The sequence below is a fragment of the Lachnoanaerobaculum sp. genome (assembly GCF_057250505.1).
This window is the reverse complement of sequence record NZ_DBHIEQ010000007.1, coordinates 62,791-80,966: the sequence shown is the minus strand read 5'-3', so window position 1 is coordinate 80,966 and position 18,176 is coordinate 62,791. Positions and strand designations below refer to the sequence as shown.

The following is an 18,176-nucleotide window of genomic DNA, read 5'->3' as shown; positions in this document are numbered from 1 at the left end:
CCCGACATCTAAAATTATACCGCTTTTCCTGTATATAGCTGATAATATCTTCCCTTTTGTTCCAAAAGGCTTTCATGTGAACCGCGCTCTATTATTCTGCCCTGCTCCAAAACCATTATTACATCCGAGTTTTTGATTGTTGAGAGCCTATGTGCTATAACAAAGGTTGTTCTGCCCACCATAAGTGAATCCATACCGCTTTGGACAAGCTGTTCTGTTCTTGTATCAATTGATGATGTCGCCTCATCAAGTATAAGTACAGGCGGGTCCGCCAAAGCCGCTCTTGCAATCGAGAGGAGCTGTTTTTGACCCTGTGAAAGATTGGCACCTCCCTCGTGCAAAAATGTATTGTATCCGTCAGGAAGTCTTTCTATAAAGCCGTCAGCATTGGCAAGTCTTGCAGCCGCTCTGCACTCCTCATCGGTAGCGTCAGGACGCCCGTATCTGATATTTTCCATAACGGTATCCGAGAAAAGGTTGGTCTCCTGAAGTACAACACCCAGAGATCTTCTCAAATCGTCCTTTTTAATCTTTTCTATATTGATGCCGTCATATCTGATCTTACCGCTTTGAATATCATAGAATCTGTTTATAAGATTGGTGATAGTTGTTTTTCCGGCACCTGTAGAACCTACAAATGCAATCTTTTGTCCCTTGTTTGCATAAAGATTTATATCATGAAGCACTATCTTATTTTGAACATAGCCGAAGTCTACATCCTCAAATACTATATTTCCCTCAAGTTTTGTATAAGTTAAGCTTCCGTCACTGTGTTTATGCTTCCATGCCCATATGCCGGTTCTCTTATCAGATTCAGAGATATTTCCGTTTTTGTCTTCCTTGGCATTTACCAAAGTAACATAGCCCTCGTTACCTTCCACAGGCTCGTCCATAAGGTCAAATACTCTCTTACTGCCGGCAGCCGCCATAACTACGGCATTAAGCTGCTGTGAAACAGTCATAAAAGGTCTGTTAAAAGCTTTTACAAGTGAAAGGAATGCGGCAATAGTACCTACAGTAACTCCCATATGTCCGCTTATTGCAAAGTATCCGCCAACAACAGCTATTACAACATAGCTTAGGTTGCCTATCTGAGCAACTATAGGCATAAGTATATTTGCAAAACCGTTTGCCTTTGTAGATGCATCATATAAGTCATTGTTTATCTTGACAAATCCCTCTATGTTCTTCTCCTCATGGTTGAACACCTTAACGACCTTCTGACCGCTGATCATCTCTTCTATATATCCGTTTACCTTACCCAAAGTACTTTGCTGTATGCCGAAATACTTTCCTGAAAGACCTGCAGCCTTACCTGAAGCCTGTACGGAAATAAAAATCATTATAACCGACACTACAGTCATTATCGGACTTAGAATAACCATGGTAATAAAGACCGCCACAAGTGAAAACAGTGCCTCCACAAGCTGTGGGAACGATATACCTATAAACTGACGAAGTGTATCTGTATCATTGGTGTATATCGACATGATATCACCATGTGAATGTGTATCAAAGTATCTGATAGGAAGTTTTTCCATATGTGCAAAAAGATTTCTTCTTATCACTCTCATGGTACCCTGTCCTACATTTACCATTATCCTGTTGTAGGCATAGTTTGCAACCACACCTAACAAGAATATGCAAATAAGTCTTAACAGCTCTTTTGCAAGAGGAGTAAAATCAGGGCTTGTCTCCTTTGTAAGCGGAGTTATATAATTATCTATAATCTGTTGCATGGAAGAAGCGCTTACCGAGCTTACTATTGCGGAAATAATAATACAAATAAATACCGCAATAATACTCTTTGTATAATTCTTCATTACAAGTGAAATTACACGCTTCATGCTCTTACTTGCAACCACCTGTACAGTCTGGCTTATTCCACCCTTTTCTCTGTTTATTTCCGACATTATGCACCTACCTTATCAAAATCTGCATTGCCTTCCGCCTGTGCATTTGCTGTGGACCTGTATATCTCATTTGTCTCAAGCAGTTTCTCATGAGTATCAAATCCGACTACCTGACCTTTTTCAAGTACAATTATCTTATCCGCATCCTTTATAGAGGATATTCTCTGTGAAATAATAATCTTTGTTATATCAGGTATCTCTTCTCTAAAGGCTCTTCTTATCTTGGCATCCGTAGCCGTATCTACAGCTGATGTGGAATCGTCAAGTATAAGCACCTTAGGATTCTTTAAAAGAGCTCTGGCAATACATAGTCTTTGCTTTTGACCACCTGAAACGTTTGCACCGCCACGCTCTATCCATGTATCATATTTTTCAGGCATTCTCTCTATGAACTCATCCGCACAAGCCAGTTCACAGGCTCTCTTTACCTCATCCAATGTGGCATTTTCATTACCCCAACGGAGATTTTCAAGTATTGTGCCTGAAAACAACTCATTCTTTTGTAAAACTACACTTACCGCATCTCTAAGTGCTTTCAAGTCGTAGTCTTTTACATTCTTACAGCCGATATATACACTTCCGGCTGTTGCATCATAAAGTCTCGGTATCAAATTTATAAATGATGTCTTTGAACTTCCTGTTCCGCCCAGTATTCCTATAGTCTGTCCTGAAGCTATATGTATATTTATATTTGAAAGTACAGGTTTACCGATACCGGCCTTATATGAAAAGCTTACATTGTCAAAGTCAATGCTTCCGTTTGCTACGGTTTTGCAGGCATTTTCCTTTGAAGTTATATCACTTTTTTCTCTTAAAACCTCTGCAATTCTTTTTGCACTTGCCTCAGACATTGTAATCATTACAACTGTGAATGAAAGCATCATAAGTGATATAAGTATACTCATTACATATGAAAACAGTGAAGTAAGTGCACCTGTTGTCAAGCTTCCTGAGGTGATTTGGCTTGCACCGAACCATGAAAGAGCTATTATACAGGCATATACTGTAAGTATCATAAGAGGGTTATTAAGTACTATCCTTGATTCCGCCTTTACAAAAAGCTTATAGATATTTGTAACGGCAACCTCAAACTTGGATATTTCTCTGTTCTCCTGTACATATGACTTCACCACTCTTATACCTGAGATATTTTCCTGAACATTTGCATTAAGTGCATCGTACTTTTCAAAAACCTGATTGAAAAGCTTTACGGCACTTGTCATTATGATGACTAATGCCAAAGAGAGGAAAAATGTTGCAATAAAGAATATAACCGACATACTCCTTGATATGGTTACCGTCATTATAAGCGCAAAGACAAGAGTCGCCGGTGCTCTCATAAGCATTCTAAGTATCATCTGATAAGCATTTTGGATATTTGTGATATCTGTGGTAAGTCTGGTTACAAGACTTGCTGTTGAAAAGTTGTCAATATTTGAAAATGAAAAATTTTGAATATTTCTAAACATCGCTTCACGCAAATTCCTTGCAAAACCTGATGAAGCCTTCGCGGCAAATAATCCGGCAGCCACTCCGCAAAACAGTCCCAATATTGCAAGTCCTATCATCACGGAACCGTAAGTTACTACCGCACCGTAATCTCCCTTCATGACACCTCTGTCAATTATAAAGGTCATCATATACGGGATAAGAAGTTCAAATACCACTTCACCCAATATAAATACAACTGTGAGCAAGGAAGCGGTCTTGAATTCTTTTATATGTTTCGCCAATTCCCTTAACATATTTTCTCCTTTCTTGAATAAAAAAAAAATTGCACAAAATGTACAATCTTTTTAAAAAATGTGATATCTCTCAATATAAAGATACATTTCATGCAGAAAAAGGGACTTGAACCCTCATGATATTGCTATCACACGGACCTGAACCGTGCGCGTCTGCCAATTCCGCCATTTCTGCTTATAACACCACGCGAGAAAAACTCACGTGGTAAGTATAATACAATATTTAAAATTATGCAAGCTTTGACTTAGCAACCTCAGCTAACTTTGTAAAACCTGCAGGATCGTTTACAGCTACATCTGCAAGGATCTTTCTGTTCATATCAACGCCTGCAACCTTAAGTCCATGCATAAGCTTTGAATATGAAAGTCCGTTCATTCTTGCTGCAGCATTGATTCTTGCGATCCAAAGCTGTCTGAACTGTCTCTTTCTCTCTTTTCTACCTGCGTAAGCACTTGCCAAAGCTCTCATTACAGACTGCTTTGCAATTCTGTACTGCTTTGAACGAGCTCCTCTATATCCCTTTGCAAGTTTTAAAACTCTATTATGTCTTTTCTTTGCATTTAAAGCACCTTTAACTCTTGCCATTTAAAAACCTCCTAACCCTTCGTCAACTTATAGATATGGTAAAATTTTCTTCATAACCTTTGCATTTGTTGCATCTGTTACGATATCTTTTCTAAGATTTCTTTTTCTCTTTGTTGACTTCTTAGTTAAGATATGTGACTTATAAGCTTTGTTTCTTACAAGCTTACCTGTTCCTGTTTTCTTAAAACGCTTTGCTGCTGCTCTACTTGTCTTTAGCTTTGGCATAATGAATCCTCCTTTTATTACAATATCTTTAAGCCTTCTTTGCTGATAAAAACATTACCAAACTTCTTCCTTCCGCCTTAGAAGGTTTGTCGATTGTCGCCACATCTGAAAGAGCCTCGGCAAAATCATCCAAAATATACTTTGACTTGAACATTCTTGCCATCTCTCTACCTCTGAATCTTAGAGTAACTTTAACTTTGTTTCCTTTCTCCAAGAATTTTCTGGCAGAACCGACTTTTGTATTAAGATCATTAGTGTCAATATTCGGCGATAAACGAACCTCTTTTATTTCTATTGTCTTTTGCTTTTTCTTTGCTTCCTTATCTTTTCTGGCAAGCTCATATCTGAATTTACCATAATCAATAATTTTACAAACAGGGGGTTTTGCCATTGGTGCAATAAGAACCAAATCCAAACCTGCTTCCTCTGCTTTATCTCTTGCTTCGTTTATTGAAACTATACCTAATTGTTCACCCTCTGATGAAATAAGACGAACCTCTTTAGCTTTTATCTGTTCGTTAATCAATTGTTCGCTAATGTCTTTATACCTCCATTTTCTTTACCAATATAAAAAGGCAGATAGAAAACCATCCGCCCAAAATAATCATAACCTTGTATCCGACAAATATATTCACAATCTATCAGATATAAACAAACGTTATATACCACAGTCACGCAATTGTGCTTGGTGAGGCGAACCTGCTTTCTTTCAACGTCTCTTATTCTACCATTTTTAAAACCGGCAGTCAACAGCTTTTTTTTACTTTTTTATTACATTAGAAAGATTATGTATACTATTATATTGTTTCAAAGGCACATAGTATATCATAATTTATTTCTGTATAAAATGCCCTTCTCAAATCTGAATAAGATGTGTATCTTTTCAGTAATACCATCATCTTTGTGACGGTAGCTTCAAGCGTCATGTCATAAGCTTCAATAAGGTTAAAATCCTTCTTTACTTTTTGTCCTACCTGATAAATTTCCATGTTGGAGCCCTCATTTACCACCTGAGTCGCCATCACAATAAACTTACCCATCTTTTGCCACTTTTCCATCTCCGCATAGAACTTTTCAAGTACATTATCAGGGATACCGCCCACTCCGAAACTTTCTATTACAATGCAGTCATAGTTTTCAAAAAGGTACTCAAGCATCCCTTCCCTCATTCCGGGAATCACCTTAAGTACACATACAGAATCGTTAAGATCAAGAAAGAACCTCACCCTCTCTCTCATAGGTATATACGGAATATACCTTATGATATGTTTTTCCTGTATTCTTGCAAGTATCGGAAAGTTCACACTGTGAAATGCGTTAAATGATCTTGCCATCATCTTCTTTGCCCTTGTACCGGCAATAACATTCCCGTCAAATACCAATACTATATTTTGAGAGTAATCGTCACAGGCGTAGAGTATGCTGTCTCTTAAATTGACCTTTGCATCCGTACCATCTATATTTATCGGCTTTTGCGCTCCCGTTATAACTATAGGCTTTCTTGAATTTTGTATCATATAGCTTAGTGCTGCCGATGTGTATGCCATAGTATCTGTTCCGTGTAATATCACAAACCCGTCATAAAAGTCATAATTTTTCTTTATTGTGGTTGCAATATCTATCCAAATCTTAGGTGTAATATTGGTCGAATCAATATTGCAGATTTGAAGCACATCTATTTCACAAAGCTTCTCCACCTCAGGTACATATGTCAAAATCTCCGGTGCACTCAGTGCCGGAGAAAGCCCTTCTCCCATCTGTTTTGACGCAATAGTACCGCCGGTTCCAATCACTAAAATCTTCTTCATATTCTCTCCTTGTCAGTATATAAGAATACAGTCAAACAGCTAAAAAAACAAGTATTATTGATTACAAAAAAATGACGCCCCGATTTCTCGGGACGCCATGGGCAATAATTTTTAGGTAGTTTGATTGTGGAATTTTATTTCCACGCTCCGGTATCATTCACATGAAATCCGTCCGGAGTATCTTCATTTATGAACATAGAACCTAAAGGTCTTATGTCTTTGTTGTCGCCATAGTTCCAACGGCCTGTGCTGTTGTCAAAGAACCATGTCTGAGCAGGCGGATTCGGATTGAAGTAATACCAGTTTGTGTCAATCTTATCCCATGAGATATGCATATGTCCGTCGGCTCTGTCAAGGAAATACCATCTGCCGTCATCAGGATCATGATGCCATCCCTTTATCATCTCGCCGAAGAATCCGTCATGGTTCATTGAAAGGTAGTACCATTTATTTGCGGCTCTGTCTAAAAACCATCCGCTGTCCATGATACCGTCCTCTTCAAAGTGATACCACTCTTCCTTGGTTCTTCCTTCATAGGTATAGCTCAACTTCTGCCAGCCTGTAACTCTCTCTCCGCTGTTTAACTTAAAAATCCACTTTGAATTATCAAGATTATTTTTCGCCTCTTCAGGATTTATAAGTTCCCAGTTTCCGCTGATTCCCACAGCGATAGGTGTCTGTGCACCGAGAGTCTTTGATTTGCCTGCAGCACCTGAACCTCCACGACCGCCACCGCCTCCTGAAGATCCTCCCGAATGTGAACCGTTTAAATTTCCGCCGTTACTCTTTTTTCCGGCATTTTTCAGTACAAGCTCAAGTGCATCGTATGCCGCCTTTAACTCCCCGGTTGAAGCCTTTCTGTTTGTTTTTGTAAGTACAGCCTTAACCGTATCTATAGCATTTTGCAGCATACCTGTATTGGCAACATTAGGAAGAGCGGCTATTGCCTGATTTATAAGATTTGACAAATCTGTTGCAGCCTGATTTCTGTCGACTCTGTCATTTGAGAAGAACAGATAAACTGTGGCATCCGCCAAAACTCTTGTAGTTGTATCGGTAGGTACAAATGAATCTCTGTCATCACTTACACCCTCATAATGCCATGTGATACCGTTGTTATCTATATAATCTCTTGTAAGATTTGCAGTGTAGAGATTTGCATAGTCTTCAATTACTCTTGTCTGGGCAATATGAAGAGTTGAAACAAGGTGATTGTCTCTTGCATCTCTTACCAAAACAGTTCTTACATCATCAGGAAGTGTATATCCGAGCGCATAAGTGGAACCGTTTGAAACTGTAAGTGTAAACTCGCCGTTATATGTAGGTGCTGTAAAGTCCACTCCTGTATAAGGGCTTATACTTGAACTTCCTGCGTTTGAAGGTGAAGCAAGACTTCCTCCAAGCTCATAGAATCCGTAGCTTCTGTTGCCAAGAAGTGCTCCTGTTACAATATTTGCATCAAATGTTATATTGTTTCCGCTAGGGTCGGTATAATCTTCCCACACACCGCTTACAGAATTCTTCTTTTGTACATTGAATGTAAGTAAGAATACGGATCTGAAGCTGTCATCTGTTTCATTTGCTATTGCATTTCTTGTAGCCACAGGTACACTTGATTTTATTATCTGTATTCTGAAGTCTCCCGCTTCATTAAGCATAGGATATACAACACCGACATCCTGATTTGAATGTATGCTGTCGACATAATCCTTAGCCCATGTATTTCCTGACGATGAAGCGAATACGCTCTGTAATCTTACAGGTGCGTCAGGCATTGTAAATGAAATTCTGTCTCCTGAAATATTGTAACTTCTCAGTCCGCTTATTACATTCCAGCTTTGGAAAATATTGCTGTTAGTATCAATCGGTGCGGCTTTGATCTCTACATTTGTACCTGCCGCTACTCCCTGTAAAGGATTTGCAGCAGTGGCATTACTGCCGTTGAAATGAAGCAGACTGTACTGTGGATTTGCATCTGCAATGATTGTGATATCACTGTTTGCATTATGTATTGAAAGGTTTGCAGTACTTACATCTTTAGGCACTGTGGTAGTCTGCCTGGTCACAGGATCTATATTACTTCCTGTAGGTCTTGCCACTATCTGATAATTTACATCAGGATCAAGGTTGTCAAATACAAGGTCACTTCCCGTAGGTGTTGTAAACGGATATACCACTCCGCCGGGTCCTATCAGCGCATAATCTGTATTTGCCGAAAGCGGAGAAACTGTAATCTTTGCCTTACCGCGGTGATTTGCATCCACCTCAACAAGCGGATTTATTGTTGTAGGTATTGTAGCCGATGTAGGTGTCGAAACATCGCTGCTTGGTATAGGCATTCCTACCGATACCACCGCACTTGGCAGTGCCGTATATACCTGATAATTTTGTCCCGGATTAAGTGCAGGATCCGCTATCTCACCGCCTGTTGAAACAAGGTTTGCTCCGTTTACCACACTAACTACATTTCCGCTGACAGGGTCTACTACTACATAGCGAAGTCTGCTGTCAATAGTTGTAGGGTCTATCTGTATTGAAAGTGTTCCGTTTGAAGGATGTAACTGTCCGTTAGCTGTAGGCGCATTTGCTACAAGAGGTGATGTCGGCTGAGCAAATGCCGTGAAAGTCTGTCCGTTCAAACTGCCTATAGGTGTAGTTGCATCAATAGGGTTAAAGTTACCGTCAAACCACTGTATTGAGTATCCCGTATCAGGGTTTACGGCAGTATATGCACTTAAGTCACCGAATGTAAGATTTACAGGGTTTCCGCTCGCATCTACATTTGCAATCTGTGCATCCTGACCAAAAGGTAGTGGAGAGATATGACCTCCTATATTGAAATGATAGGTGTTGAAGTTACTCGGTATCTTTGTAAACTTTGCTGTCAACGTGATTGCATTCTTGCTGTTTGGAATTCCTGTAACAGTCTGAGGTGTACCGAGATTTAAGTTTACCTTCTGTGCACCAAGTTCTGATGATGTCTCCCAATGATCGAATCTGTATCCTGCATTAGGCACCGGATAATAAATCATATCACTTGGTTTTATATTCACACTGTATGTGGTACTTCCTGTCGGAGTAATTCTTGAAAGATTGATTGCCGCATCCGTATTTACATTGTAATCTGCAGCTGTAGGTGAATTTGCAACCTTTATACTTCCGCCTGCTCCGTTAATAGGAATAAGTTGAACTATAGCTGTAGGATCAAGTGCATAGGTTACAATAATCTCTTTAGATTCAATCGGTCCTGTTGCAGCAGTAGTTAAATCAAACTTCTGATTTGTATCACTCCAGCCAGAATCAATATTTGCTATAGCAGTCTGATATGAACTGCCCCATGTTGCAGTACCGCCGTTTGGCTGTGCCTTAGGATGGTCGGTACCATACTTATAATTATCTACTTTCGGCACCGGAATATGAACATTATAACTTCCGGCATTATATCCCGCCTTTATATCAAGGAATGTTGCATCTCCGGCAGTATCAACTTCTTTATATATTCCTCCGTTGCTTAATCCGGCTGAAGATGTAGGAAGTGCATTGCCGTTTTCATACTTGGAAACAATCAGCTTTGTTATATCATTTCCCCTGTCATCCATATACCTTACACGAAGTGTAGTCTCAAATGCAGGATTGATATGATACTTATAAGTTATCTTTACATCCTGATTCGGCATCTGACCTGTTATCTTACCGAAATCTGTAGATGTAGGTGTCATGTTGACTTTAAGTCCGTCATATGCATTTGCTCCCGAACCTGCGTCACCTGAAAGCAGTGTTGCATTGGCGGCAGTATTACCGTCTGTAATATTTTTATCACTTGTAATATGACTTATTACCACTCCGTCATAAATATATCTGTCGGCCGATGTAGCATGAGCCGCATCCTTTTTACTTATATCTTCATTCAGTTTTATATTCTTCGCTCCGATATCTGTAAGCGCAGCCTCATAATATAAACCTCCCACCCTCGGTTTGGATTTTGACAAAATGCTCAAAGCGGCATCCTGATATATATCATCCACCACTTGTAACGACTTTTTCACATCCTGATTTACACTGTAGTTAAATGTAATCTTCGTATCCTTATTTACCATGGTTCCGCTTAAGTTTTTATTATTATCCATAGTAAATCCGGCGTCTGTAGCTGTAAAACCTGTAAATTCAGTTGTGAACGGTGTTGTAGTACTGTGATCATAAAATTTAACGGTATCATCGGCACCTATATTGGTTATCATATACCCGTCAGGTACTAAAGGTGACTGCGGTATAGCTTCAAGTACATTTTTAGTTGTAGTTAAATCTGCAGGAAGTCCCGGAACATACACGCCGCTATTTGCAGTATATTGCACCTTCAAATTGTAGTGCTTACTTGTATCCGCCTTCAGCTTGGCATAATAAGTCTTTCCCGTACTCGGATAAGTAAGACCGTCCATTCTCCACAGTCCGAATCCGTTTTCCTTATCGGTCATCCAATGCTCTATCTCATAACCTTCAAGACCCATAGTATCCCAATTCTTACCGTCCAAGCTCTTTGTATTATCAAAAGTTCCGTTATCGGGATTACCTGTATCCGGTTTTACGAAAGGCAGATATACATAGTGATTTGTATGATTTACAACCATTCCGTAAAAGTCGCTACCCGAATCTATTAAAGCATTTGGAGTACCTCCAGGAATATTTACATTTTCAACAATCTTTTTTAAAGAAGGATTCAACTCCGTAAAATTGAACTGAAAACCTGAACCTGTGGGAGCCGGCGGCTGCGTCACAGGGGTTCCCCATGCCGACATGGTTGCCGGCTGGGTCAAAACCATTGTTCCCACTAATAGGGAAGCAATTTTTCTTTTTATTTTTTTCATATTTTTCTCCGATATCACTGAAGCTTTTCACCGTTGGCATTTACTGTGTAGCCGTCCGGTGTCTTTTCATTCTCATACATGGAGCCATATGGTCTTGAAGATGTCTTTACATAATCCCATTTCATATCGGAAGCATTCCACTTATATGTAGGTGCAGGAACTTCAGGGTTGAAGAAGTATTCCTTTCCTCCGATATGTTGCCAGCCTGTAAGCATAGCACCTGAATTGTTCATATAGTACCATCTTCCGTCCTGCGGATCGTGATGCCAACCTCTTGTCATCACTCCGTTGTTTTCGTCCATGTAATACCATAGGTTTGTATTGGTATCAAGTACCCATCCGAGAACCATCTGACCTTCAAGTTCTCCCTTTCGAGTATTCATATAATACCAGTTACCTGTTGACGGGTCTTGCATCCATCCGGTAACCATTGTTGACTTTGCATCAAAGAAATACCATCTGCTGATAAGATTGCCGTTCTTATCCGGAATCTGAATCTTAGCCCATGAAGAATTAAGCGGAAGTCCGCCGTTTAATACAAAGCTCCAACCTCCTGTTACAGGATTTGTCTCCCACTTTCCGTCAGTTCCGAGTACAAAGCTTGTAACATTACTTCCTTCAAGTGTTGCCTTGTTATTTGCAGTATTTTTCTCTCCCGGTGTCAAAAGTATTGAACCTCTTCCTGCTGAAGAGTTTCCGCCACCGCTTGCACCGCCTGTTCTTCTTGTTCTGTCCGACAATCTGCCGTTTGATATATTGCTGTATCTGTTGATTACATCAAGCAATCCGTCTATTGCCTGTTGAAGCTCGGCATAGTTTGCCATTCTTCTGTGGTCAATGCCGTCCTTATCAAGTATATCTCTTGCCCATGCCAATGTATCTATAGCCTCAAGGATTTTACTACTGATAGTATCGGCCTCACCTGCCTTAAGATAAGGGTTTCCAAGTAAATCCTTGGCATTTTGAACGGTATCCGCCAAGTCTACTCTGGCCTTGTCAACCTTAGGCTTATTATTCTCATAGTAAGCGTATATAGTGGTGGCTTTTGTAATCTTCATTGACGGATCAAATACTGAAAGAGTATTTTCCTTCTTTGACCAGTTCTTATAATTATGTTCAACACCGTATATATCTTCAAAAGGTGTTACAAGGTTTCCGGCAGTCTCTCCGTTTGCGTACGCCTGAACAAGCGAATAATCAAGAGAATAATCGGCATCATCTACCGCCTCTTTTCTTCTTACCTTGAACTTGTGGTAGAAGTTTCTGCTTGTATCATTAAGATACTGATAATCAAGTACAGGTTTGTTATCCACAAATACCACCTTAAATACCTTTGAATAAACCACTACATAGGTGTGATTTAGATTTGCCGTGAACTTGAACAGTCCCGCATTGTTGTCAAGATCTCCGACATAACTCATTGCAACAGGTGTACCTGTAGTAACGTCAAAGATCTCATAGTCAAGCTGATCCGTATCGGCTGCAGGAAGCTGTGCCGTAACATCAATACTTGCGTTGGATGCTGTTGCTCTTCCAACCTTTCTGCCGTCTACATATCTTTCAAGTTCGATATCAAGTGCATATGCCGGAGTATATGCATCATGATGATCCATACCTGAGACAGATACAGGCTTTACCAATGCACTCTCTGCATTGCTTACATTTCTCTTTGAGAATATAACTCTGTAGTCAACCTTGGCACCGTTTACACCGATAAGTGATTGATCCTGCGGTGTTGTAAGATCATGTGCAAGTGCAGGTATCTGATTCGGATCAAGTCCGAACTCTCCTACAGCACCTCCTCTGATCTCTTCATCGGCATCAGCATCATCAGCCGCCACCTTCGGAAGATCATATACCGCCTTAAAGACAATATTTGAGTTTGACATTGTGAATGTGTAATCATTTGTAGGTATTTTTCCGGTAACTCCTACCGCTCTTCCTGCAAGTACCTGCCAATACTTAAAGTTGTATCCTGTTGCATTTACAGGGTCGGCATGTAAGCTTACCGGTTCACCTGATTTTGCATCGGTATAGCTGTTTGAGCCTACGCTGTTGCTTCCTACACTTACCACTTCACCGTTTACAGTCTCAACAATGTACTTCGGTGCGTCTGCCATATCTCCCGGATTGGCTGTGATTGCGTTTCCGTCAGGAAGCTTTGTAAGCGGATTTGGAATTGATGTATCACCCCTTCTTCTTGCCACAACAGTGTATGTCTCATTAGGATTCAAATTGTTGAAAGTAACCTTTGACGGATTGCCTGATGAGCCTATCCATCCGTTGTCACTTCCCGGATAATTCACCACATTTCCGCTTTCGTCGATAAGTGCATAATCAGCATCAGGATCGGCAGGATTTATAATAATCTGAGCCATTCCGTCATTGTCAGGATCATAACCTACGCTGTAGTTGTTATCAACTGTAGGAACATAGGTATCTATCGGTGCAGAAACATTGCTGCCTGTAACAGATGATGTAGGATTTCCGACTGTTGCAATAGTATCAGGTGTACCCTCCTGCACATCATAGTGTGCACCCGGAATCAGATTAGGAACATTTGTAATGCTTCCTACAGATTCACCTGTAACTACAGCTACAATCTTACCGTTCTTATCACTGATCACATATACATTGCCCGGTGTTGTACCGTTTATTCTTATTTCACCGCTTCCGTCACTTTCAAGATGACCTGTAGGTACTATAGAACCTATAGTAAGACCCCAAGTAACAGGATCCTTAGTAAAGTTTGCATAGTATGTCGCATGATTTACAAGGGGGGTTGTTGCCGTCATCGCACGGTTTGCACTGTCACCCCAGTTGGCAAAATTATAGTTTACTACCGGAATAGTGCTTGGTAAGTCACTTTGAATCTGTCCCCATGCATAATCAAAAGGCTTGTGAAGAGTTGTCGGTGTTCCCACGCTACCGTTTGCATTTGCCGCAAAGTTTATATCAATCCACATAGAAGGATCTTCAACGAATTTTGCGTACAATGTGAGCGGTAAACTTCCGCTTGGCAGCGGATCTGTAGGTACAACAGGTATGGTTGCAGCCGCATCCATATACCAACCGTCAAACTTATAATATCTATTTGCACTTGTACTTGGGATACTTCCTTGAGCACTGAGCTTATTGAATGTATCCGCCTTTGCATTACCGAGAGCACTTCCGTCACTTCCAAGGAATGTAGTAGGTGCTCCAAGCATTACCGAGCTTACACTTCCTTCGTTGTTAGGTGCAGCTGCAACTGCAAAGTTTATCGCTCTCCACTTGCTCGGATCGCGACTGAGCTTATAGTCTACACTGATCGGTCCTGTTGCCGATAAAGGCATTGCACCGTTTAATGCTCCGTCGGACGGATTTACGCTTCCCCAGCTGCTTCCTGCAGGATTGATATCTGCAGTTGAATTGCTGTCCCAGATATATCCGTAGAGCTTATCTCCCACCGTGCTGCCTGCAGCAGGTATCTGCATATTTGTTATTGCAGATCCCGGTGCTATACCGTCAACACTGCTTGCAAGTACGCTGTTTGCTACCTCTCTGTCATAGAATCTGCGCACAAGGTTGTTTGAAGAATCCGCCGTGTAGATATATGTAATCTCTACATTCTGATTCGGCATATGCGCAGAAAACTGTCCTGTAGTCTGATCATTCAGTGTTATAAATCCTGCACTGTCAAGACCTGTTCTGTAGTTCGGATAAGTAAGATTTTCATGTCCGCCCTGTACTATACTGAAAGACGTATAATTATATCCTGTGATTGAAGTGTCAGGCTGACTTGAGAAAATCTGTTCCGCATTAAGTGTACCGCTTTGATCTGCCACCAATGTATTTCCTGCACTGTCACGGTGATGTATTGTATAAGTAAATGTTACATTTGGGTCTACCTTATATCTGTATGTAAGATCTACACCCGTTGTATTCATTGTAGCAGCCACATGGCCTGTTGAGGTATTCACAGTTCCCGCACCATACGGATTAAGTACTCCTGTATTGAATATATATCCTGTAATAGAAGCAAGCGGATCTGCGGTAATCGACTGTGTGAAGCTGTATGATACAGGTAGCTCACTGCCAAAGTCTATAGGTAATGCAACATTTGAATTCTTATGTGTTACTGTAAAGTTATGCAATGTAGGATCAGGTGTCCACTTCGCATAAAGATATACATTGCCTGCAGTAATAGGTGCCGGGAATATTGCGGGATTTCCTACTCCTGTAAATGCACCACCGTCAGTATCTCCGGCATCATATTCTTCATTACCGTTTCTATCGGTATATGTATGCCAACCGTCAAATACATAACCGTACTTTGTCGGTGTCGGTATCACTCCCAGAGTCGTAGTCGATGCGCCGATATTCTCTTCCATATTTGCTATAGGATTACCACCCTGTGTATCAAAATGGTAGCGAACTACATTTTTCTTAAAGTACACTGTAATATTTGCAGTGTTGGTGCCCATGGTACCTATAATATTTCCGTTCGGATTACCTGATGTGTCATTTTGTGAACGTATTGTAGTTAATACAGAAGGAATATCAACTCTGGAAAATACATAGCCTGCATAGTTTCCTGTAAGTGTAGGTAGATCATATTTTATATTTGCACCTGCCGCATATGAAGTTGTATACGGGTTTGCACCGGTTATATGATCATTTCCTGTAAAACTCATTTTTGTAAACGGAATACTGTTTCCGTCCTCATCAGCATAGTTTAGAGTAAAGCTATATACAGGAGCCTTTAAGTATGCAACATTCTGTACTTGATTAGCTTCACCGTTTATAGTGGTTCCAGCTCTTACCTGCTGCGCTACATTTCCCGGTGCTATAGTCTGTCCCGGTTTATCTGCAGTAATACTGCCGATAGAGTATGGAAGTGCCACACTGCCTCTTCCGGCATAATCAAGCACCGTACTTCCCTCTGTATTTGAGGTAGGCAACCTTGACTGGTCAGCTTCGTTTACACTGACACTTCCTGTAAACTTGGCACCCTTCGGTATGTACAAATAGTTTGCACCAAGACCGATATTTGCATTGGTTGTTGTATTTCTAGTTGTGTCTGTAGTCGTATTTCCTGTTACATTTACATTTCCGCTTAAAGTAAACGGATATTCAGTTGGCGTTGATCCGGTAATTGCCATTGCATTAGCCAGGCTTACAGCTGAAACATTATTTGTAGATTCATTACCTGTAATACTTATATCACCTGTACCTGAATTTGCTACCACCTTACCGTTACTTACCACATCTATAGCTGAAGCAGTTGCTGTACCCTGCACTTTATTATCTTTAAGTGTAGTACCGGCCTTTAAATTGAGCTGACCTTCAACCTTTACCAAAGCACCTGTAACATTGGTACTTGCCGCATCAGTTGCAGCCTTATTACCGTTTATCTCTATATTTGTAAGAGTAAGAGTCTTTCCTGCAGGAACTTCTATAAGGTCACCTGCAAAATTGTCCTTACGAATAAGCTTCTTTACAGGACCGTTAGGCATATCTTCAGGATGAGTTCCGTAATAACCCGGAGCATCAGACACACTCATCGAACCTATCTTATCATACAAACTGGTCTGTATTGTAAGACTCTTCAGATTCGGTGCACTGTTCCAGTTAAGTGTTGCCGGTATCTCAGTATTATCCATCACATAGATATATGCCTTCTCGGTTCCACTTGCTCCTATCGCATCTATAGCATCCTGTACAGTATTATACGGCTTTGTGATATAACCTGTAGAAGCACCGTTTTGACCTGCATAAGTAGGATCTACATAATATACGGATACTCTCATAGATACTTCAAATGTGGAACTTTTTGTCTGTCCCGGTGCCAAATCAAAGAAGGCTGAAAATGATGCCGCAGAATCATAACCTTGTATCAAAGAATCCTCTGCCTTAGCAAATGCAAATCCCGTATGATATACCAAAGAGCCTATCGTTTCTAATGGTGTAAAAGGATACTGACCTGCCCAAACTCTTCCATATCCCGACTTTACCTTTACATCAAAATCTGATAGCTGATATTTACCACCATTATTTGCCATCATATGAAGATGCTGTCCACTTTGTGTAACTAAAATAGGTGCCTCATCATGATTATATAGATATGTATCAGACTCATTACCAATCATAAACTTAACAGGATCACCTGTTGTATTGGCTACTGTGTAAGTTACAAGTAAGTTCTTATCATCATCATCAGGTTTAATCTCCTGACGAACCTCTATCTTTGTACCTGCCGGTTTTCCGGGCACTTGTAATTCTGTAACACCGCCATTATATGTAGCATGATATAACCTAACAGGAAAATCGTTTCCAAAATACTTTGCCCTTCTATTTGCACCTGTACCTACAAATGTCATGGTGTCATTTCCTTGTAGTGAAGCTTGAAGAGGAGTTACACCATCTGTATCATAACTAATATATGGATCTAAGTATGTTAGGGAATTATCACCACCAGGTCTTATGTCTCCAAATCCATAATATGTAGCCCAGTAATCCTTACCATATGCAGTACGAACTGTTGTCTCATAACCTTTACTTCCCGGAGTATTTCTGGCAGCATCACTATCATTTATTACTGCTGCAATATTAAATGAATTTTTTTGCATAATATCGTCAGATACCAATGGAAAGTTGTTCTCAACCGGTCCAACATTTTTATTTCTATATGTATCTAACGGATCATAATTAGTATTTCTGCCCGGCAGCCCCGCTCCCATCTTCTGAAACGTAAATCCTGTAGATGAAGAAGAACCGTAACTGACTCTGTTATTTCCGGAGCCTGTGGTCTCCATATAAGGGTATCTGTCACCGTTATCTGTCAGGCTTGTGTTAGGGACAAGGCTGCTAGCCCTTGCATCCATCTCCCCTAAAGGCAGCCCTGTAGCCACCATCAAAAAGGATAAGAGACCTGCCAACAGTCTTTTACCCTTGTGCTTATTTTGTGTCATATATCACCTCTATAAGTTTTTGTACAAAATAAAATCACTATATTATTTTATTCCTCCATTAAACATAAAGACATAAAATCAAAC

8 protein-coding genes and 1 tRNA gene are annotated in these 18,176 nt (G+C 40.4%); all 9 read right to left on the bottom strand.

What is annotated here, in order from left to right:
- Positions 1–14: 14 nt before the first annotated feature.
- The 9 genes from ACO6FI_RS04730 to ACO6FI_RS04690 all read right to left on the bottom strand — a co-directional run bounded on the left by ACO6FI_RS04730 (position 15) and on the right by ACO6FI_RS04690 (position 18,092).
- Positions 15–1,913 carry an ABC transporter ATP-binding protein gene (locus ACO6FI_RS04730; protein WP_485456339.1) on the bottom strand — a complete coding sequence of 633 codons (1,899 nt, stop codon included), beginning with the start codon at positions 1,911–1,913 and terminating at the stop codon, positions 15–17.
- The gene (locus ACO6FI_RS04725) at positions 1,913–3,658 is read right to left on the bottom strand and encodes an ABC transporter ATP-binding protein (protein ID WP_485456338.1); all 1,746 of its coding nucleotides are present in this window, start codon (positions 3,656–3,658) and stop codon (positions 1,913–1,915) included. Before ACO6FI_RS04725 ends, ACO6FI_RS04730 begins: the two co-directional genes overlap by 1 nt.
- Positions 3,659–3,749: 91 nt before the next feature.
- Positions 3,750–3,833: transfer RNA gene (locus ACO6FI_RS04720), tRNA-Leu, on the bottom strand.
- 54 nt (positions 3,834–3,887) lie between these two features.
- Positions 3,888–4,244: a 50S ribosomal protein L20 gene (gene rplT, locus ACO6FI_RS04715; protein WP_009445971.1), complete on the bottom strand. Its 357-nt coding sequence runs from the start codon at positions 4,242–4,244 to the stop codon at positions 3,888–3,890.
- Between the two features lie 27 nt (positions 4,245–4,271).
- The gene (gene rpmI / locus ACO6FI_RS04710; protein WP_002603682.1) at positions 4,272–4,469 is read right to left on the bottom strand and encodes a 50S ribosomal protein L35; all 198 of its coding nucleotides are present in this window, start codon (positions 4,467–4,469) and stop codon (positions 4,272–4,274) included.
- 28 nt (positions 4,470–4,497) lie between these two features.
- Positions 4,498–4,995, bottom strand: coding sequence for a translation initiation factor IF-3 (infC, locus tag ACO6FI_RS04705; RefSeq protein ID WP_485456337.1), 498 nt, complete (start codon positions 4,993–4,995; stop codon positions 4,498–4,500).
- A 271-nt stretch (positions 4,996–5,266) separates the two neighbouring features.
- Positions 5,267–6,277, bottom strand: coding sequence for an asparaginase (locus tag ACO6FI_RS04700; protein ID WP_485456336.1), 1,011 nt, complete (start codon positions 6,275–6,277; stop codon positions 5,267–5,269).
- A gap of 134 nt (positions 6,278–6,411) precedes the next feature.
- Positions 6,412–11,139, bottom strand: a complete 4,728-nt coding sequence (locus ACO6FI_RS04695) for an N-acetylmuramoyl-L-alanine amidase family protein (protein ID WP_485456335.1) — start codon at positions 11,137–11,139, stop codon at positions 6,412–6,414.
- 14 nt (positions 11,140–11,153) lie between these two features.
- A complete protein-coding gene (locus ACO6FI_RS04690) occupies positions 11,154–18,092 on the bottom strand; it encodes an InlB B-repeat-containing protein (RefSeq protein ID WP_485456334.1) in 6,939 nt (2,312 codons plus the stop codon).
- Positions 18,093–18,176: the final 84 nt, after the last annotated feature.

Excerpts from the sequence above, each read along its gene's own strand:
- ACO6FI_RS04730 (WP_485456339.1), bottom strand. The coding sequence starts at position 1,913 with ATGTCGGAAATAAACAGAGAAAAGGGTGGAATAAGCCAGACTGTACAG.
- ACO6FI_RS04725 (WP_485456338.1), bottom strand. The coding sequence starts at position 3,658 with ATGTTAAGGGAATTGGCGAAACATATAAAAGAATTCAAGACCGCTTCC.
- rplT (WP_009445971.1), bottom strand. The coding sequence starts at position 4,244 with ATGGCAAGAGTTAAAGGTGCTTTAAATGCAAAGAAAAGACATAATAGA.
- rpmI (WP_002603682.1), bottom strand. The coding sequence starts at position 4,469 with ATGCCAAAGCTAAAGACAAGTAGAGCAGCAGCAAAGCGTTTTAAGAAA.
- ACO6FI_RS04700 (WP_485456336.1), bottom strand. The coding sequence starts at position 6,277 with ATGAAGAAGATTTTAGTGATTGGAACCGGCGGTACTATTGCGTCAAAA.
- ACO6FI_RS04695 (WP_485456335.1), bottom strand. The coding sequence starts at position 11,139 with ATGAAAAAAATAAAAAGAAAAATTGCTTCCCTATTAGTGGGAACAATG.
- ACO6FI_RS04690 (WP_485456334.1), bottom strand. The coding sequence starts at position 18,092 with ATGACACAAAATAAGCACAAGGGTAAAAGACTGTTGGCAGGTCTCTTA.